Origin of the sequence: Pseudomonas bharatica (genome assembly GCF_048586865.1) — a bacterium.
GTDB lineage: Bacteria > Pseudomonadota > Gammaproteobacteria > Pseudomonadales > Pseudomonadaceae > Aquipseudomonas > Aquipseudomonas bharatica.
On sequence record NZ_JBMAWR010000010.1, the window covers coordinates 114,791 to 133,292 of the forward strand.

Annotated in this window: 17 protein-coding genes; 7 read left to right on the forward strand and 10 right to left on the reverse strand. The window is 64.5% G+C overall.

The window, feature by feature from the left end; all coding sequences use genetic code 11:
• Nucleotides 1-33: 33 nt before the first annotated feature.
• Nucleotides 34-2,640: a leucine--tRNA ligase gene (gene leuS, locus ACKLLE_RS13850; RefSeq protein ID WP_064302048.1), complete on the reverse strand. Its 2,607-nt coding sequence runs from the start codon at nt 2,638-2,640 to the stop codon at nt 34-36.
• Nucleotides 2,641-2,879: 239 nt separating this feature from the next.
• Between leuS and ACKLLE_RS13855 the strand changes: the two genes are divergently transcribed.
• Complete coding sequence (locus tag ACKLLE_RS13855) at nt 2,880-3,197, forward strand: hypothetical protein (protein WP_064302047.1); 318 nt, start codon at nt 2,880-2,882, stop codon at nt 3,195-3,197.
• A gap of 123 nt (nt 3,198-3,320) precedes the next feature.
• Nucleotides 3,321-4,082, forward strand: a complete 762-nt coding sequence (locus tag ACKLLE_RS13860; RefSeq protein ID WP_420058278.1) for a YdcF family protein — start codon at nt 3,321-3,323, stop codon at nt 4,080-4,082.
• A 114-nt stretch (nt 4,083-4,196) separates the two neighbouring features.
• On the opposite strand, the gene lnt is transcribed toward ACKLLE_RS13860, so the two are convergent.
• The 4 genes from lnt to ACKLLE_RS13880 are packed head-to-tail and all read right to left on the reverse strand — an operon-like array spanning nt 4,197 to nt 8,053.
• On the reverse strand, nt 4,197-5,714 hold the full coding sequence (lnt, locus tag ACKLLE_RS13865; RefSeq protein ID WP_420058279.1) for an apolipoprotein N-acyltransferase: 1,518 nt from the start codon (nt 5,712-5,714) through the stop codon (nt 4,197-4,199).
• Between the two features lie 8 nt (nt 5,715-5,722).
• Complete coding sequence (locus ACKLLE_RS13870; protein WP_009394945.1) at nt 5,723-6,562, reverse strand: HlyC/CorC family transporter; 840 nt, start codon at nt 6,560-6,562, stop codon at nt 5,723-5,725.
• Between the two features lie 5 nt (nt 6,563-6,567).
• Entirely contained in the window at nt 6,568-7,062 is a 495-nt protein-coding gene (ybeY, locus tag ACKLLE_RS13875) for an rRNA maturation RNase YbeY (protein ID WP_009394942.1), read from the reverse strand.
• Nucleotides 7,055-8,053 (reverse strand): PhoH family protein, encoded by a 999-nt coding sequence (locus ACKLLE_RS13880; protein WP_064302044.1) that lies wholly within the window; start codon nt 8,051-8,053, stop codon nt 7,055-7,057. The genes ybeY and ACKLLE_RS13880 overlap by 8 nt, the downstream gene beginning before the upstream one ends.
• 266 nt (nt 8,054-8,319) lie before the next feature.
• On the opposite strand from ACKLLE_RS13880, the gene ACKLLE_RS13885 reads away from it, so the two are divergent.
• The gene (locus tag ACKLLE_RS13885; RefSeq protein ID WP_420058280.1) at nt 8,320-8,646 is read left to right on the forward strand and encodes a DUF1820 family protein; all 327 of its coding nucleotides are present in this window, start codon (nt 8,320-8,322) and stop codon (nt 8,644-8,646) included.
• A gap of 6 nt (nt 8,647-8,652) precedes the next feature.
• Here the strand turns inward: ACKLLE_RS13885 and ACKLLE_RS13890 are convergent, their stop codons facing one another.
• From ACKLLE_RS13890 to ACKLLE_RS13905, 4 genes are all read right to left on the reverse strand, one after another.
• Nucleotides 8,653-9,204: a tetratricopeptide repeat protein gene (locus ACKLLE_RS13890; protein ID WP_009394939.1), complete on the reverse strand. Its 552-nt coding sequence runs from the start codon at nt 9,202-9,204 to the stop codon at nt 8,653-8,655.
• A gap of 201 nt (nt 9,205-9,405) precedes the next feature.
• Nucleotides 9,406-10,689, reverse strand: a complete 1,284-nt coding sequence (gene hemL / locus ACKLLE_RS13895) for a glutamate-1-semialdehyde 2,1-aminomutase (protein WP_279899455.1) — start codon at nt 10,687-10,689, stop codon at nt 9,406-9,408.
• A 16-nt stretch (nt 10,690-10,705) separates the two neighbouring features.
• The gene (gene thiE / locus ACKLLE_RS13900) at nt 10,706-11,332 is read right to left on the reverse strand and encodes a thiamine phosphate synthase (RefSeq protein WP_009394937.1); all 627 of its coding nucleotides are present in this window, start codon (nt 11,330-11,332) and stop codon (nt 10,706-10,708) included.
• A gap of 27 nt (nt 11,333-11,359) precedes the next feature.
• A complete protein-coding gene (locus tag ACKLLE_RS13905; protein ID WP_420058281.1) occupies nt 11,360-12,157 on the reverse strand; it encodes a hydroxymethylpyrimidine/phosphomethylpyrimidine kinase in 798 nt (265 codons plus the stop codon).
• A 259-nt stretch (nt 12,158-12,416) separates the two neighbouring features.
• On the opposite strand from ACKLLE_RS13905, the gene ACKLLE_RS13910 reads away from it, so the two are divergent.
• The 4 genes from ACKLLE_RS13910 to ACKLLE_RS13925 all read left to right on the forward strand — a co-directional run bounded on the left by ACKLLE_RS13910 (nt 12,417) and on the right by ACKLLE_RS13925 (nt 18,309).
• Nucleotides 12,417-14,369, forward strand: a complete 1,953-nt coding sequence (locus tag ACKLLE_RS13910; RefSeq protein ID WP_420058282.1) for a sensor histidine kinase — start codon at nt 12,417-12,419, stop codon at nt 14,367-14,369.
• Nucleotides 14,370-14,466: 97 nt separating this feature from the next.
• Nucleotides 14,467-16,119: an acyl-CoA dehydrogenase family protein gene (locus ACKLLE_RS13915; RefSeq protein ID WP_420058283.1), complete on the forward strand. Its 1,653-nt coding sequence runs from the start codon at nt 14,467-14,469 to the stop codon at nt 16,117-16,119.
• A 66-nt stretch (nt 16,120-16,185) separates the two neighbouring features.
• The gene (gene amn / locus ACKLLE_RS13920; protein WP_064302037.1) at nt 16,186-17,658 is read left to right on the forward strand and encodes an AMP nucleosidase; all 1,473 of its coding nucleotides are present in this window, start codon (nt 16,186-16,188) and stop codon (nt 17,656-17,658) included.
• Between the two features lie 6 nt (nt 17,659-17,664).
• A complete protein-coding gene (locus tag ACKLLE_RS13925; protein ID WP_420058284.1) occupies nt 17,665-18,309 on the forward strand; it encodes an rRNA large subunit pseudouridine synthase E in 645 nt (214 codons plus the stop codon).
• Here ACKLLE_RS13925 and ACKLLE_RS13930 read toward each other — a convergent pair.
• A complete protein-coding gene (locus ACKLLE_RS13930) occupies nt 18,284-18,490 on the reverse strand; it encodes a DUF2788 domain-containing protein (RefSeq protein WP_009394931.1) in 207 nt (68 codons plus the stop codon). The two genes, ACKLLE_RS13925 and ACKLLE_RS13930, sit on opposite strands and share 26 nt — an antisense overlap.
• Nucleotides 18,491-18,502: the final 12 nt, after the last annotated feature.

The following is an 18,502-nucleotide window of genomic DNA, read 5'->3' on the forward strand; positions in this document are numbered from 1 at the left end:
GCGGGCGCCCCGCGGACGAGGCGCCCGTTCCTGTCAGTTGGCGACGATGTTGACCAGCTTGCCCGGAACCACGATGACCTTGCGGATGCTCAGGCCTTCGGTGAAGCGCAGCACGTTTTCGTTGCTGCGCGCGGCGGCCTCGACCTCTTCGCGGCTGGCACCGGCCGGCATGTCGATCTGGCCACGCAGCTTGCCGTTGACCTGGATGACCAGCTGGATGCTGTCCTGGACCAGCGCGCTTTCATCCACGCTCGGCCAGCCGGCGTCGATTGCCGCGCCCTGGTGGCCCAGGCTCTGCCACAGGCCGTGACTGATGTGCGGCGTGATCGGGGCGAGGATCAGGGTGACCGCTTCCAGACCTTCCTGGATCAAGGCACGGTCAAGCTCGGTGGCTTGCGAAGCCTTTTCCAGCACGTTCATCAGGGTCATCACCTGGGCGATGGCGGTGTTGAACTTGTGATGCTGGCCGACATCGATGCTGGCCTGGCGGATCGCCGAGTGGGTAGCACGGCGCACGGCTTTCTGCGCGTCGTCCAGCGCCGAGAAGTCGGCCTTGGCCGGCAGCCCCTGGGCCACATGGGCCTGGGCCAGGCGCCAGACGCGACGCAGGAAGCGGCTTGCCCCTTCGACACCGGAGTCGGACCATTCCAGGCTCATGTCCGGTGGCGAGGCGAACATCATGAACAGGCGGCAGGTGTCGGCGCCGTAGGCGTCGATCATGGCCTGCGGGTCGACGCCGTTGTTCTTCGACTTGGACATCTTCTCGGTGCCGCCGATTTCCACCGGCAGGCCGTCGGTCTTCAGGCGTGCGCCAATGATCTTGGCCTTGGCGTCGCGCTCGACCTCGACGTCGGCCGGGTTGAACCAGTCCTTGCCGCCGTTGGCTGCCACGCGGTAGTAGGTCTCGGCGACCACCATGCCCTGGGTCAGCAGGTTCTTGAACGGTTCGTTGGAGCTCACCAGGCCTTCGTCACGCATCAGCTTGTGGAAGAAGCGCGCGTAGAGCAGGTGCAGGATGGCGTGTTCGATACCACCGATGTACTGGTCCACCGGCAGCCAGTGGTTGGCCGCTTTCGGGTCGACCAGGCCACCTTCGTAGTTCGGCGATGCGTAGCGGGCGAAGTACCAGGAGGACTCGACGAAGGTGTCCATGGTGTCGGTTTCGCGTTTGGCCGCAGTGCCGCATTTCGGGCAGGTGCACTCGTAGAACTCGGGCATGCGCGCCAGTGGCGAGCCGGCGCCGTCCGGAACCACGTTCTCCGGCAGGGTCACCGGCAACTGGTCTTCCGGCACCGGAACGTCGCCGCAGGACGGGCAGTGGATGATCGGGATCGGGCAACCCCAGTAGCGCTGGCGGCTGATGCCCCAGTCACGCAGGCGGAACTGGGTACGCGACTTGCCCAGTTCCTTGCGGATCAGCGCGGCTTCGATGGCGTCGAAGGCGCCGGCGAAGTCCAGGCCGTCGAACTCGCCGGAGTTGATCAGCTGACCATGCTCGCCGTAGGCGGCCTGCCATTCGCTGCCGACTTCATCGCCAGCGCTGGTGCGGACCACGGTCTTGATCGGCAGCTGGTACTTGCTGGCGAATTCGAAATCACGCTCGTCGTGGGCCGGAACGGCCATTACCGCGCCATCGCCGTAGTGCATCAGCACGTAGTTGGCGACCCATACCGGCAGCTTCTCGCCGGTCAGCGGGTGACGAACCAGCAGGGAAGTGGCGACGCCTTTCTTCTCCTGGGTGGCGATATCGGCTTCGGCGACGCTGCCGCTCTTGCATTCGTCGATGAAGGCCTGCAGCGCCGGATTGCCCTGGGCGGCCAGGGTAGCCAGCGGGTGCTCGGCGGCAACGGCAACGTAGGTTGCGCCCATCAGGGTGTCAGGACGGGTGGTGAAGACCTTCAGCGTTCCGGACTGGCCGATGCTGGCCTCGTCGTAGGGGAACTGCACTTCCATGCCGCGGGACTTGCCGATCCAGTTGCGCTGCATGGTCTTGACCTGTTCCGGCCAGCCCGGCAGCTCGTCGAGGCTTTCCAGCAGCTCGTCGGCGTAGTCGGTGATCTTGAAGTAGTACATCGGGATCTCGCGCTTCTCGATCAGCGCGCCCGAACGCCAGCCACGGCCATCGATGACCTGCTCGTTGGCCAGTACGGTCTGGTCGGCCGGGTCCCAGTTGACGGTGCCGTTCTTGCGATAGATCACGCCTTTCTCGAACAGGCGGGTGAACAGCCACTGCTCCCAGCGGTAGTAGTCCGGTTTGCAGGTGGTGACTTCGCGGGACCAGTCGATCGCCAGGCCGAGGCTTTTCAGCTGGGCCTTCATGTAGGCGATGTTTTCGTAGGTCCACTTGGCCGGCGCGACGTTGTTCTTCATTGCCGCGTTTTCCGCCGGCATGCCGAAGGCGTCCCAGCCCATTGGCTGCAGCACGTTCTTGCCCTGCATGCGCTGGTAGCGGGCGATCACGTCGCCGATGGTGTAGTTGCGCACGTGGCCCATGTGTAGCTTGCCGCTCGGGTACGGGAACATCGACAGGCAGTAGTAGGTGTCCTTGCCTGGCTGTTCACTGACTTCAAAAGACTTGTGCTCGTCCCAGTAGGACTGGGCGGCGGCTTCGATTTCGCGGGGCTGATAGTGTTCGTGCATGGCTACTTTGCGCTGAGAGATGGGAGACCTTATCGAGGCTGGTCGCTGACCGTTTTTCGCCCGGCGACAGGCCCTGGAGCGAACGCCGTAGCATACATGACCCCCAACGGTCGTGGGAAACCCTGATTGCATCGGAAGAGGGCGCAAAGGGCCGTTGGTCGCGGCGTCCGGCCCGTTTCGCGGGTGGCGCTAAGCTCATTCGTGGGGGAGATGAATTTTATCTTCAATGAGGTGAACGGATGGGAGAGTCGCAGCAACATGCACCGAAACCGGAAGTCTATGAACGCCTGATCGACCGCTTGGGGCTGGCCCTGGACGTGGCCCGCACCTCGCTGCGATTGCGCGATGAGATGCCCGCCGAACTGGAGTTGCGCGGCCTTAGCCGGGCCGAGTTCGAGGTCATCAAGGCCTGGCTGGAAGCCGCTCCGGCACGGGGCCAGAAGATTTCCGTGGCATTACCCCCGGTAGAAACGCCCACCCCGGGCCGGGTCATCTGGCTCAAGGACCGGAAACGTTCCGCCACAGCGCTCAAATCCAGAACGCTGCACTGCAAATAACCGTTCAGGATATCAACGGCGCAGGACGGAGTGCGCCACGCGAAATTCTTTGCTCTGACCGGCGCCTGCTTCAAGCAGGCGCCGTTTTTCTTTAGGCTTGCGGCATTTTCCTGGAGATGCCCGATGCCGTTTCGCTTTTTCATCAAACAATGGTTGATGCCGCCTGGTGTGCTGCTGCTTCTGCTGCTGGCCGCGTGGTGGCTGCGCAAGTCCTGGCCGCGCACGGCGCGCCTGTTCTTTATCGGCGGGCTGGGCGGCTTATGGCTGATGAGCCTGCCGGTGGTAATGCAGCATCTGGCCGGGCGAATCGAGACCGTTCCGCCGCTGGCGATGAACGAGTGGGCAGGGTTGGCTGGCCGGGCTGAGGCCATCGTGGTCCTGGGCTCCGGGCGTGAACGCGGTGATCCGGCCTGGGGCGGACAGGACCAGCCGACTGGTGTAGCCATCGAACGCATGCGCTACGCGGCGCAGCTGGCGAAGGCGTCGGGGCTGCCGCTACTGACGACCGGTGGCCTGCATTACGGCGCGCCGCCGAGCGAGGCGCGGCTGATGGCGGACTCGCTGCAACGGGACTTTGGTGTGCCAGTGCGCTGGCTGGAAGAAGAAAGCCGCACCACCTGGGAGAACGCCGAGCTGAGCGCGGCGATCCTCTTGCCGCAGGGCATCAAGCGTGTGGTGGTGGTAACCCAGGCCTGGCATATGCAGCGTTCGGTGTGGAGTTTCCAGCGTGCCGGCTTCGAGGTGGTGGGGGCCCCGGTGGGTTTCATGGGTATCGACAGTGGGCGGCCGTTCGGGGGTTGGGTGCCGGATAGCAAGGCGGTATGGCAGAACGGGCAGCTGTTCAACGAGGTGGCCGGGTTGATCGGTTATCGGCTTTTTTATTGAGGAAAGCGTGAAAGCAACACGCACCCTGTGGGAGCGGGTTTACCCGCGATTACGGTAGTGAATTCACCATCGCAATCGCGGGTAAACCCGCTCCCACAAGGTACGCATCGTTCTTCAGACGGTCCTGGCGATCCGGCTGGTAACCAGCGCCCAGCCCAGCAGCAAGGTGCAGAGAATGACCAGCGGCCACGAGCGCCATTGCAGATACGGCGTCAGTTGCCGCATCGGCACCACCTCCCCGTAGAGAATCCCGCGCTCGAATTGCGGAATCTGCGCCGTAACGCGGCCGAACGGGTCGATCAGCCCGGTCACCCCGTTGTTGGTGGCCCGAATCATCCAGCGCCCGGCTTCCAGTGCGCGCATCTGCGCCATCTGCAAGTGTTGCAGCGGGCCGATGGACTTGCCGAACCAGGTGTCGTTGCTGATGGTCAGGAGCATGTCGCTGCGCGCCGCAAGGCTGGCGGCCAGCTCCGGGTAGACCACTTCGTAGCAGATGAACGGCGCCAACTGGTAACCCTTGGCCTGGAGCAATGCCTGGTCGGCCGGGCCGCGGGCGAAGTCGGACATCGGCAGGTCGAAGAATTCGATCAGGCCACGCAGCAGGTCCTGCAGCGGTACGTATTCGCCGAAGGGCACCAGTTTCTGCTTGAGGTAGGTCCCGTCGCCTTCGCCGATGGCGGTGATACCGTTGAAATAGCGACGCTGACCATGTTCGAACAGGCGCACCGGAACCCCGGTGATCAGCGCCGAATGACGGTCGCCGGCGAAGCCGGCCATCATGTCCAGGTAGCCCTGGACGCTGTCCTTGAACACCGGCACTGCGGTTTCCGGCCAGACGATCAGGTCCACCGGCTTGCTGGTGAAACTCATGTCGCGGTACAGCTCAAGTTGCCGGCGCAGCTCGCTGGGTTCCCACTTGAGGCTTTGCTCGATATTGCCCTGGATCGCCGCTACCCGCAGCGGCTCGCCGGAGGGTACGGTCCAGGCATGGCCCTTGAGGGCGATGCCGACTGCCCAGGGGCCGATCAGCAAGGCGATGCCTGCCGCCAGGAACGCCTTGCGCTGGCGCAGGCGGTGCAGGTTGCACAGCAGCGCGGCGGTCAGGGCCAGGGTGAACGAGATCAGCCACATGCCGCCCAGCGGCGCGAGGCCGGCCAGCGGTCCGTCGAGCTGGCTGTAGCCGGCATAGAGCCATGGGAAACCGGTGAGGAACCAGCCGCGGAACGCTTCCTGGGCCAGCCACAGCGCCGCGAAGCCAAGGGCATCGGCCAGCGGCGCCTCGTTGCGGCGCAACCAGCGTGCCCAGACCCACGCGGGCAGTGCGAAGAACCAGGCGATGGCGGCGAAGAAGGCCAGCATCAGCCCGCCGGCCAGCAGCGCCGAGGCGCCGCCGTAGTCATGGATGCTGACGTAGATCCACCAGGTGCCGGCGGCGAACAGGCCGAAGCCGTAGTGCCAGCCGCGCCATAGCGCCTGGCGCGGGCTCAGCTCGCGCAGGCCGAGGTAGAACAGGCCCAGGGCGACCAGGGCCAGGGGCCAGATATCGAAGGGGGCCAGCGACGGGGTGGTCAGGGCGCCGGCCGCCATGGCCAGCAGGTTACCGGGCCAGCCGGGGCGGGTGATCCAGCGCATGGTTATCCTTAACGGGTTACAGGGGTCAGGCGCAGCAAATGTATCCGGCGGCTGTCGGCGTTGAGGATACGGAAGCGGTAAGGCCCGATTTCAGTGGTTTCATTGCGCTTGGGCAGGTGTCCGAAGGCGCTCATGACCAGGCCGCCAACGGTGTCGAACTCATCGTCGGAGAACTCGCTGTCGAAGAACTCGTTGAAGTTCTCGATAGGCGTCAGCGCCTTGATCAGGAAGTCGCCGCTGGGCAGGGGCTTGATGTAGCTGTCTTCCTCGACATCGTGTTCGTCCTCGATATCGCCGACGATCTGCTCCAGCACGTCCTCGATGGTCACCAGGCCAGCCACGCCGCCGTATTCGTCGATGACGATGGCCATGTGGTTGTGGTTGGCGCGGAACTCGCGCAGCAGCACGTTGAGGCGCTTGGACTCCGGCACGAAGGTGGCCGGGCGCAGCAGGTCCTTGATGTTGAAGCTGTCGCCATTCTCCTTGAGGATCAGCGGCAGCAGGTCCTTGGCCAGCAGTACCCCGAGGACATCGTCATGGCTTTCGCCGACCACCGGATAGCGCGAGTGCGCGGCGTCGATGATCGCCGGGAGGAACTCCCGCGGCGATTGCGAGGCCTTGATGCTGATCATCTGCGAGCGCGGCACCATGATGTCGCGGACCTGCAGGTCGGCGACCTGGATGGCGCCTTCGACGATGGTCAGGGCCTCGCTGTCGAGCAGCTTGTTCTGGTGGGCTTCGCGCAGCAGCTCGAGGAGCTCCTGGCGGTTTTTCGGCTCATGGGCAAAAGCCTGGGTCAGCTTGCCAAGCCATGACTTTTGCCCGTTGCTCGATCGATCTTCGCTCATGGCGGTTACTCGTGATCCTTGCTGTTTTCAGTGTGTGGGGTGTCGTCTTCGTCGTCGGCGTACGGGTCCGGATGACCCAGTTCGGCAAGCAACGTTCGTTCCAGTGCTTCCATTTCCTCGGCCTCATCGTCCTCGATGTGGTCGTAGCCCAGCAGGTGCAGGCAGCCATGGATCACCAGGTGCGCCCAGTGGGCCTCGAGGGCCTTGCCTTGCTCGGCGGCCTCGCGCTCGACCACCTCGACGCAGATCACCAGATCGCCCAGCAGCGGGATATCGAGCATGTCGTCGGGGACATCGGCCGGGAAGGACAGGACGTTGGTGGCGTAGTCCTTGTGCCGGTAGGTGTGATTCAGCTCGCGGCCCTCGGCTTCATCCACCAGACGGATGGTCATTTCCGAGTCCGCCGTGCGCTGGCGCAGGGCCAGTTCGCACCAACGGCGGAACAGGGCTTCGGCGGGCGCGGCTTTTTCAGTCGCGATCTGCAGGTCAAGTTCAAGCATTGCGCGGGGTGCCTTCGGCCTTGGCCTGCTGGTCGTCGAAACGCTCGTAGGCTTCGACGATGCGCTGTACCAATGGATGACGCACCACGTCCTTGGGCTGGAAGTGGGTGAAGCTGATGCCCGGCACATCCTTGAGCACCTGGATGACATGGCCCAGGCCGGATTTGGTGCCGCGTGGCAGGTCGACCTGGGTGATGTCGCCGGTGATCACGGCGGTGGAGCCGAAACCGATCCGGGTGAGGAACATCTTCATCTGCTCGACCGTGGTGTTCTGGCTTTCGTCGAGGATGATGAAGCTGTTGTTCAGGGTACGGCCGCGCATGTAGGCCAGCGGAGCGATCTCGATCACCTGGCGCTCGATCAGCTTGGCCACGTGTTCGAAGCCGAGCATTTCATAGAGGGCGTCGTACAGCGGGCGCAGGTAAGGGTCGATCTTCTGCGCCAGGTCGCCGGGCAGGAAGCCGAGCTTCTCGCCCGCCTCGACTGCCGGGCGCACCAGCAGGATGCGCCGCACCTGCTCGCGTTCCAGCGCATCCACCGCGCAGGCCACGGCCAGGTAGGTCTTGCCGGTACCGGCGGGGCCGATGCCGAAGTTGATGTCGTTGCCGAGGATTTCCTTGACGTAGCGCTGCTGGTTGAGGCCGCGCGGGCGAATGGCGCCCTTGCGCGTGCGCAGCGACACGCTGACTTCGTTGACCGCTTGGTTTTCCAGCGCTTCGACGGAAGATTCCTGAAGGAACAGGTGGACCATTTCCGGCGACAGCTCGGTGGCCTTCGTCTCGCGATAGAGGCGGCGCAGCAGTTGCTCGGCGGTGGAGGTGACCCGGGGTTCGCCGATCAGTTCGAACTGGTTGCCGCGGTTGCGGATCTCGATGGCCAGGCGCTGTTCGATCAGGCGCAGGTGCTCGTCGAACTGGCCGCACAGGTTGGCGAAACGGTGAGCTTCGAAGGGCTCGAGAATGAAACGATGGGGTTCGATGGGTGCGTTCAAGGTTGTTTTAAGCCGCCCTTGGGCAAGAAATATGATTTCAAGAATAACCTCGACTGCCTGGCGGCGAAAGCGCTGAAACGATCAATGGGGGCGTGGCCGTCCGGGCTGTCGATCCGCGCGGACATTGTCGCAGCGGAAGTTGACGATTCGGTTATGCCGATCGGCGCGGTTCGTATAGGAGCAGGCAAGCCAGCTCCTACCTGCCGGACAAGGCCCCTGTGCTATTATTCGCCACCTTTTTTACAGCCATTTTTCCCCTGCCGAACATGACCAAGCGCGAAGCCCCCATCTACAAAGTGATCTTCCTCAACCAGGGCCAGGTGTTCGAGATGTACGCCAAGCAGATCTACCAGAGTGACCTGTGGGGTTTCCTGGAGATCGAGGAGTTCGTCTTCGGTGAGCGTACCCAGGTAGTGGTCGATCCGAGCGAAGAGAAGCTCAAGGCGCAGTTCGAAGGCGTGACCCGCAGCTTCGTGCCAATGCATTCGATCGTGCGTATCGATGAAGTGGAGCGCCTGGGGACGCCGAAGATCAGCGAGGCCAGGGGCGGCGGCAATGTCATGCCGTTCCCGATGCCGATGCCGGAAAGATAGGACGCGTCAGGGAAGCGGCGAGAAGGGCGTGCGGCCGTCGGCGGACTGCAGCTCCAGCAGGTATTTGCGGAAGATCTGGCCCAGCACCTGGGTGGCGTTTTCCAGTTCGTCGCGCGGCATCCGCGCCGAGACTTCGTCGGCCTCGTCCAGTGCATCCTCGGCACCGTTGACCGCGGCCATCTTCAGCAGGATGTAGGCCTGCACGTTGTTGGCCGAAACGCCTTCGCCGCGGGCGAACATCATTCCCAGCTTGTATTGTGCATCGGCGTGCCCCTGTAGCGAGGCCTGCTCGAAGTAGCTCAGCGCCTGGTTCAGGTCGCGGGTGGTGTTCTTGCCGTCGAAATAGAATTCGCCCAGCTCGTATTGGGCCTGGGCGTCACCGGACTGGGCGACCTGCTTGCAGCGGGTCACGGCGTCGGCGAGTTCTTCGGGGGACGTATTCAGGGTGCAGCGGCCCGTGGTGGGGATCAGCAACGAGTTACCGCCTGCCGCGATGGCCAGCAGGGGCTGAAGTAGCAACAGGCAGCCCAGGGCAAGGGCGCGGCCGGCGCGGTTCATGGTGATCGACTTACCTCTGCAAAGCTGCGGCCAAAGTGTGTCTGGTGGCACATTATGGGTTAAGCAGCGCCCACCTTACAAAGTCTTTACCAGATTTTCTGCCATCAAGGCGCAATTCGGTCATAAGGCTGTGGGGCTTTCTTACAAGGCAGGGGCGAAAGGCTTACAAGCCTGGCGCCCCTGTCTTTTACCGCAGATGCCTTATTTCAGGACGGCAAACGCCCGTTCGGCGGCATCCAGGGTGATCTTCAGCTCGGTCTCGCCGTGGGCGATCGAGGTGAAGCCGGCTTCGAAGGCACTTGGCGCCAGGTACACGCCGCCTTCCAGCATCAGATGGAAGAAGCGCTTGAAGCGGTCGACATCGCTGCCCATCACGTCGTCGAAGGTGACGATATCGTCGGCGCCGGTGAAGTACAGGCCGAACATGCCACCGGCCTGGGTGGTGACGAACGGCACGCCCGCCGCATCGGCGCGCTGCTGCAGGCCGTCGAGCAGGCTGCTGGTGAATGCGCTCAGCTCGTCATGGAAGCCCGGACGGCTGATCAGCTTCAGGGTGGTCAGGCCGGCGGCCATGGCCAGCGGGTTGCCGGACAGGGTGCCAGCCTGGTAGACCGGACCCAACGGGGCGATCTGTTCCATGATATGGCGCTTGCCGCCGAAGCAGCCCACCGGCATGCCACCGCCGACGATCTTGCCGAAGGTCGACAGGTCGGGGGTGACGCCGTAATGCGCCTGGGCACCGCCCAGTGCAACGCGGAAACCGGTCATCACTTCGTCGAAGATCAGCACCACGCCGTGCTGGTCGCACAGGCTGCGCAGCCCTTCGAGGAAGCCGGGCGCCGGCGGTACGCAGTTCATGTTGCCCGCCACCGGTTCGACGATGATGCACGCCACGTCCTGGCCGACCTTGCCGAGCATCTCGGCGACCGCGTCGATATCGTTGAACGGCAGGGTCAGGGTGTGCTTGGCAAAGGCCGCCGGCACGCCGGCCGAGCTGGGCACGCCCTGGGTCAGCAGGCCGGAGCCGGCTTTCACCAGCAGGCTGTCGGAGTGGCCGTGGTAGCAGCCTTCGAACTTGATGATGCTGTCGCGGCCAGTGAAGCCGCGCGCCAGGCGGATGGCGCTCATGGTGGCCTCGGTGCCGGAGCTGACCATGCGCACCATTTCCATCGAGGGCACCAGCGAGCAGACCAGGTCGGCCATCTCGGTTTCCATGGCGGTCGGAGCGCCATAGGACAGGCCGTGGGCCAGTTGCCTGCGCACCGATTCCAGCACGTCCGGATGGCTGTGGCCGAGGATCATCGGGCCCCAGGAGCCGACATAGTCGACATAGCGCTTGTCGTCTTCGTCGGTGACGTAGGCACCCTCGGCATGCTTGAAGAACAGCGGCGTGCCGCCGACGCTGCGGAAGGCGCGCACGGGCGAGTTGACGCCGCCGGGGATGTGTTTCTGGGCGCTGGCGAACAGGCTTTCGGAACGGGACATGGAAGTTCCTCGCAAATCAGAGACTGGAAAAAAGGGCGTTGAAGGCACGGGCGCGGCGGGTCACTTCCTGCGTGCTGTCGGCACCGAACAGGCCATGGATCACCGCCAGCAGGTCGGCACCGTGCTCGACCAGTGGCGCGGCGTTGTCCAGGGTGATGCCGCCGATCACCGCCACCGGCAGCTTGACCCGCGCCTTGGCCTGGCCGATCAGGGCGAGGTCGGCAGCGGGAGCGCCGGGTTTGGTCAGCGAATTGAAGAAGCGTCCGAAGGCGACATAGCTGGCGCCTTCCCGGCTGGCCTGTTCGGCCAGCTCTAGTTGTGCATGGCAGGTGGAGCCGATGATCGCATCCTTGCCGAGCAAGGTACGCGCCGGCGTCAGCGGACCGTCGGTCTGCCCCAGGTGTACGCCGACGCCCAGGCGCGCGGCCAGTTCGGCGTCGTCGTTGATGATCAGGCGCGTCCTGTAGCGTGCGCACAGGTCGCGCAGGGTCTCGGCCTCGCGCAGGCGGCGGGCCTGGTCGTTGCTCTTGTCGCGGTATTGCAGCAGGGTCACCCCGCCTTCCAGCGCGGCTTCGACATAGGGAAGAAAGCGTCCCGCCAGCAGTTGGCTGTCGGTGATGGCATACAAACCGCGGAGCTTCATTACAGGTGCCTCACAGCGAGTCTTGCTTCAGGAGCAGAAATCCAGGGGCAGGCGACGGGGCACGTATTGGCCCTTGCCCAGTTGTTCGGCGTCGCGCAGGGTCCGCCAGGTGTAGTCCAGCGGGGGGCGCCCCGCGCTGTGCAGTTGCTCGCCAAGCGCCAGGCGACCGGCCAGGGCGCTGGCCAGGGTGCAGCCCGAGCCATGGTAGCTGCCCGGCAGGCGCTGGCAGGTCCAGGTGTGGCGCTGGCCATCGCGGCTGTACAGGCGGTTGTGGATCTCGGTCTCGTCGCCGTGACCGCCGGTGATCAACAGGTGCTCGACATACGGCAGCAGCTTTTCCGCGCACTCGTCGGCCGTGCCCTCCGGCAGTTCGGCGAGAATGCGCGCTTCCGGCAGGTTGGGCGTGGCGATGGTGGCCAGCGGCAGGAGCCGCTCGCGCATGGCGTAGCCGACTTCGTCCTTGCCCAGCCGCCCGCCGCCGCCGGCGCGCAGCACCGGGTCGCAGACCATCGGCAGGTGCGGGTGGGCACCGAGCAGTTCGACCACGGTATCGACCATTTCCAGCGAGCCGAGCATGCCCAGCTTCACCGCGGCGACCTGCGAGTCGGCCAGGACGATGTTGGCCTGGGCCAGTACCCATTCGCGGTCGAGCACGCGGAAGTCCTGGACGTTGACGGTATCCTGCACGGTCAGGGCGGTCACGGCGGGAGCGGCGTGACAGCCCTGGGCGATCAGGGCTTCGATATCTGCCTGCAGGCCGGCGCCGCCACTGGGGTCGTGGCCGGAGAGACAGAGGACAACGGGGCGGGAGCTGTAGGTATTCATAGGTGCGCGAGCTTACCACCAAACGCTTTTGCCGGGATGTCCGTCATACGGGGCTTTTCTGATCGATCGGACAGGAATTTCCCTGCGCACGGCCGTAAGTACCGAGCCAGAGCCCCCGTGGACGACCTTGTCCCGCCTGCTAGCGATTAAATACCGCTGTGCTAGAGTGCTTCGAAAATGACATCAGGCTCTGCCGGATCTCGTCGTCTCACAAGGACTGGGGCTTACGACGCGACCGTACAGGCCACGCTGGGGCTGTATGCGCTATCTGCTGATCGTTGTACTGGGCTGGCTGCCTTTGCTGGCCGGAGCCGTCGACTTCGACGACTCGACCCGAACCCTGCCCCTGGGCCGCGTCATGCAGGTGTTCGAGGACGCTGACGGTAGCGCCTCCATCGAACAGGTCAGTTCGCCTGCCTTCGCCGCCTCCTTCAAACCGCACCAGGCCAACGTGCTCAATGCCGGGTACTCGACTTCGGCATTCTGGCTCAAGGTCGATCTGCACTATCTCGCCATGCCCCAGGCCGCTCCGCGTACCTGGCTGCTGGAGCTGGCCTATCCGCCGCTCGACCACCTGGAACTCTACCTGCCGGACGCCAACGGCCGCTACCGCCTGGTCCAGCGCACGGGGGATGCCTTGCCCTACGCCAGCCGGCAGATCGAGCAGGCCAACTACGTTTTCGAATTGCCGATGCAGCCGGACCAGCAACTGACCGCCTACCTGCGCCTGCAGAGCGAAGGCTCGGTGCAGGCACCGCTGAGCCTGTGGGCGCCCCGCGCCTACCTGGAGGCGCTGCCGGGCAAGATCTACGTGCTCGGGCTGATCTATGGCGTGCTGCTGGGCATGCTGGTCTACAACCTGTTCATCTACATCAGCGTCCGCGACGTCAGTTACCTGTGGTACATCCTCTACATCGCCTCCTTCGGCCTGTACCAGCTCTCGGTCAATGGCGCCGCCGTCGCCTATTTCTGGCCGGACAGCCCTTGGTGGGCGAACGCGTCCACGCCGCTGTTCATCGGTGCGTCGGGGCTGTTCGGGTGCCTGTTCGCCCGCAGCTTCCTGCGCATGGCCAGTATTGGCCGGGCATTCGATGTGCTTTTGCAGGGGCTGGCGGCCTGTTCGGTACTGGTCATGGTGATCTCGCTGGCTTGTGGCTACGGCCTGGCCCTGCGCCTTGCTACGCTGCTGGCCCTGGCCTTCACCCTGAGCATCTTCGCCGCCGGATGGTTCGCCTGGTGGCGTGGCTTGCGGGTGGCGCGCTATTTCATCGTCGCCTGGTCGGCCTTCCTGGTCGGCGGGATGGTCAACACGCTGATGGTGCTTGGTCATTTGCCCAATATGTTCCTGACCATGTACGCCAGCCAGATCGGCGCCGCGCTGGAGGTCTGCCTGCTCTCGCTGGCGCTGGCCGACCGGATCAACGCCATGCGCGAGGAAAGGGCCGCCGTCCTGCGCGAAGCCGGACAGAAACTGGAACTGCTCAATCGGCAATTGGCCCACAGCAACGAACTCAAGGACCAGTTCCTCGCCACCGTTACCCATGAGCTGCGCACCCCGATGAATGGCGTGATCGGCTCGCTGGAACTGATGCAGACCCAGCCGATGAGCGCGGAACTGGGACAGTACCAGCACACCGCCAGTATCGCGGCGCATGACATGCTGCGCATGATCGACGACATTCTCATCCTCAGCGAACTCCAGGCCGGGCGCCTGGTGGCCCGGGCCGAGCCCTTCAGCTTGCGCGGGCTGGTCCAGGAGCTGCGCACGCGTTTTATCTCACCGGCTATGGACAAGGACCTGTTGCTGCACCTGGACGTAGCCGACAACCTTGCCGACCGCCTGCTGGGCGATCGTCACAAGCTGGCCCTGTGCCTGGGTTACCTGCTCGACAACGCGATCAAGTTCACCCATCGCGGAGGGGTGAGCCTGCACGTGCGCGGCCAGGCCAGCCAGCATCTGCTGGCCTTGACCTTCAGCGTGCGCGACAGTGGCATCGGCTTCATCACCCTCGACGACTCGCTGCTGTACCAGCGCTTTTTCCAGGTCGATGGCTCGATGAGCCGCGAATACGGCGGCCTCGGTATCGGCCTGGCGATCTGCCGTCAGCTTGCCGAACTGATGGACGCGCGCCTGGGCCACAACTCGGTGCCGGGGCAGGGCAGCAGCTTCGACCTGAGCATCGTGCTGGCGTTGGCAAATGCCGCCGGATAGGGGATATATCGCACCGCGTTAGGCGTTTTTGTCACTTTGTACCGGGGGCAGGGCGTGATTCACTGGTTTTTCGGACACGTCCTATCAGGAGCCCACGATGAACCTGCATCAGTACGCTGAAACCCACGAAGTCACCAACCAGCCGCCATCCCTCGATGGCGCCAATCTTTACCGCCTGGACCTGCCGTTGCAGGAGTGGGGGCGCAGGTACGGAGCCGGTTGGGCCGAATCGCGGATCGATGCCTACGGGGCGTTGGCCGGTGGGCCGCTGATGGAGGCCGGCTTTCTTGCCAACCAGAACAAGCCGCAGTTCGCCAGCCACGACCGTTTCGGCCATCGCATCGACCTGGTGGAATTCCATCCCGCCTATCACCAACTGATGCGCACGGCCATCGAGCATGGGCTGCCGTCGCTGCCCTGGGCCGAGCCTCGGGACGGTGCCCATGTCGCGCGGGCCTGCATGACCTACCTGCACAGCCAGGCCGAAGCCGGCAGCGGTTGCCCGCTGACCATGACCTTCGCCGCCGTGCCCGCCTTGAAGCTGCAGCCGGAACTGGCCGAATACTGGCTGCCCAAGGTCCTCTCCCGCGAATACGACCCGCGCAATCTCGGCGACCGGCACAAGGCCGGGGTGACCATCGGCATGGCCATGACCGAGAAGCAGGGCGGCACGGATGTGCGCGCCAACACCACCAGGGCGTATGCGGTGGGTGCTCCCGGTCCGGGCCAGGCCTATGAACTGGTCGGCCACAAATGGTTCTGTTCGGCGCCGATGTGCGATGCCTTCCTCACCCTGGCCCAGACCGACAAGGGCCTGAGCTGCTTCCTCCTGCCGCGCCATCGCCCGGACGACGAGCGCAACCAGTTCTATATCCAGCGCCTGAAGAACAAGCTCGGCAACTGGTCCAATGCCTCCAGCGAAGTGGAATTCCGCGGTGCCCTGGCCTGGATGATCGGCGAAGAAGGACGCGGCGTGCCGACCATCATCGAGATGGTCGCCATGACCCGCTTCGACTGCATGGTCGGCTCCAGTGCGTTGATGCGCCAGGCCCTGACCCAGGCGGCGCACCACTGTGCCCATCGCCAGGTTGGTGGCCGGCTGCTGGTGGAGCAGCCGCTGATGCAGAACGTCATCGCCGACCTGGCCCTGGAAAGCGAGGCCGCGCTGGCCCTGAGCCTGCGCATGGGCCAAGCGCTGGATCATCTCGACGACCCGCAGCAGGCGCATTTCTCGCGCCTGGTGACGGCGGTGGGCAAATACTGGATCTGCAAGCGCGCCCCGGCGATGATCAACGAAGCCGCCGAATGCATGGGCGGCGCGGGTTATGTCGAAGACAGCATCCTGCCGCGGCTCTACCGCGAAGCGCCGGTCAACTCCACCTGGGAGGGCTCGGGCAACGTGCAATGCCTCGATGTGCTGCGTGCCCTGTCCAAGGAGCCGGGCGTGCTCGACAGTATGTTCATCGAGCTGGGCGACGGCCACGGTGACCGCCGCCTGGCCACGCACATCGCCAACCTCAAGGCCGCTTTCGGCGACACCAGCGATATCCAGTACCGCGCCCGTCAACTGACCGAGGACATCGCCGTCGGCCTGCAGGCGAAGTTGTTGCTGGAAGCCGGCAACGCCACGGTCAGCGACGCCTTTATCGCCAGCCGCCTGGGCGAGGGCGGGCGGGTCTACGGCACCTTGCCACGGGGGATCGACGTTGCTGCGCTGGTGCAGCGCTCGACGCCGAACTGGCCGCTGTGAACGTGCGTGCCTTTGCAACAGGATGTAGGCAAGATGGAAGCCTGCATGTCAGACAGGAAGTAACCCGTGAGCCGTTTTGATGAAGCCTTCGTTGTCGTAGAAACCGCCGAGCAAGCCGTCGATCGTCTGGCGACCCTGCACCAGACCGCCACCGACGCCTTGAGCCAGGCGCTCAAGCGCTACCTGAAGGACCGCACCGAGCCGAACGCCGAGGAGCGTTCGCTGTTTCGCTATCCCGAACTGCGCCTGACCTATCACTACCATGGCGAGGTACCCGCGACCACGCGGGCCTACGCCAAGGTCCAGCTGCCGGGCACCTACAGCGTCACCGTGACCCACCCGGCGGCTTTCCGCAGTTATCTGCTGGAGCAGTTGCGCCCGTTGATGAAGGACTTCACCGTCAAGGTCGAAGTGGGCGTCAGCGAGCAGAACATTCCTTATCCGTATGTGGTCGAGCAGGGCGACGAACTGGCCGGCTCCGGTATCACCGCAGCCGCGCTGGCGCGGGTTTTCCCTAGCACCGACCTATCCGCTGCCACCGACGGTATCGCCGATGGTCTGTACGACTGGGGCAGCGCCGAAACCCTGCCGCTGGCGCTGTTCGACGCCGCGCGGGTGGACTTCTCCCTGCGCCGCATCGTGCATTACACCGGCAGCGACTGGCGCCATGTGCAGCCGTGGATCCTGCTGACCAACTATCACCGCTATGTCGACCAGTTCATCAGCCATGGCCTCGAGCAACTGCGTGATGATCCGCGCTTCGTGCGCATGGTCCTGCCGGGCAACGTGATCATCGAAAAGTCCATGGACAACGGCGAGGCCCAGGCGCTGGTGGCCGGGGTGGTCTGGCACCGCTACCAGATGCCGGCCTATCACCTGATCGCCGCCGACGGCGACGGCATCACCCTGGTCAATATCGGTGTCGGCCCGTCCAACGCCAAGAACATCACCGATCATCTGGCGGTACTGCGTCCGCATTGCTGGCTGATGATCGGCCACTGCGGCGGCCTGCGGCAGTCGCAGACCATCGGTGACTACGTGCTGGCCCACGCCTACATGCGCCGCGACGGCATCCTCGACCGCGTGGTACCGCCGAATATCCCGATCCCGGCCCTGGCCGAAGTGCAACTGGCATTGCAGGAAGCGGCGGCACAGGTCACCGGCGAGCGTGGCGACGAATTGAAGAAACGCCTGCGTACCGGCACCGTGCTGACCTACGACGACCGCAACTGGGAACTGCGCTGGGCCGAGGAACGACCGCTGATCAACCTGTCCCGCGCCGTGGCGGTGGACATGGAAAGCGGCACCATCGCTGCCCAGGGCTATCGCCTGCGGGTGCCGTACGGCACGCTGCTATGCGTTTCGGACAAGCCGCTGCACAGCGAGATCAAGTTGCCGGGGGCGGCCAATGCCTTCTACAACCGTGCGGTCAGCCAGCACCTGAAGATCGGCATCGCCGCCCTCGACCTGCTGCGCACCGAACTCAACTCGTTGCACTCGCGTAAACTGCGCAGTTTCGACGAGCCGCCGTTCCGCTGAGGTTTCATGCCGCTACCCCCCCGCAACCCGCCGCGCCGCCCTGCGGCCAAGCCCGCCGGTCCGCGACGCCCGCCCAAGGCGCCGCCGGCCGAGCCGCGCTTGATCCTGTTCAACAAGCCCTTCGACGTGCTGACCCAGTTCAGCGACGGCGAGGGGCGGGCGACCCTCAAGGATTTCATCGCGGTGCCCGGCGTCTATCCCGCCGGACGCCTTGATCGTGACAGCGAAGGCTTGTTGCTGCTGACCAACGACGGCCAGTTGCAGGCGCGTATCGCCGATCCGAAGCACAAGCTGCCCAAGACCTATTGGGTACAGGTGGAAGGCGAGCCGAGCGAAGAGCAGATCCAGCGCCTGCGCGACGGCGTCGAGCTGAACGATGGCCCGACCCTCCCGGCCCAGGCCCGCCCACTGGACGAGCCGCAGCTGTGGCCGCGCAATCCGCCGGTGCGTTTTCGCAAGAGCGTGCCGACCAGCTGGCTGGAACTGGTCATCAAGGAAGGCCGCAACCGTCAGGTGCGGCGCATGACCGCGGCGGTTGGCTTGCCGACCCTGCGCCTGGTGCGGGTGAGGATCGGCGACTGGACACTGGAAGGCCTGGAGCCGGGCCAGTGGAAGGACATGCCGGTTACTGGTGCAACTCGATCCAGGTGATCACCACGCTTTTGATGATGAAGGCGAGGATGCCCAGGCCGAGCACGAAAAACAGGATGAAGGTGCCGAACTTGCCGGCCTTGGACTTCTTCGCCAGGTCATAGACGATGAAGCCCATGAAACCAATCAGGACGGTGACGAGGATGGTCATCATCCACTCTTCGAACAACACAGGATCCATCGATTCTCTCCG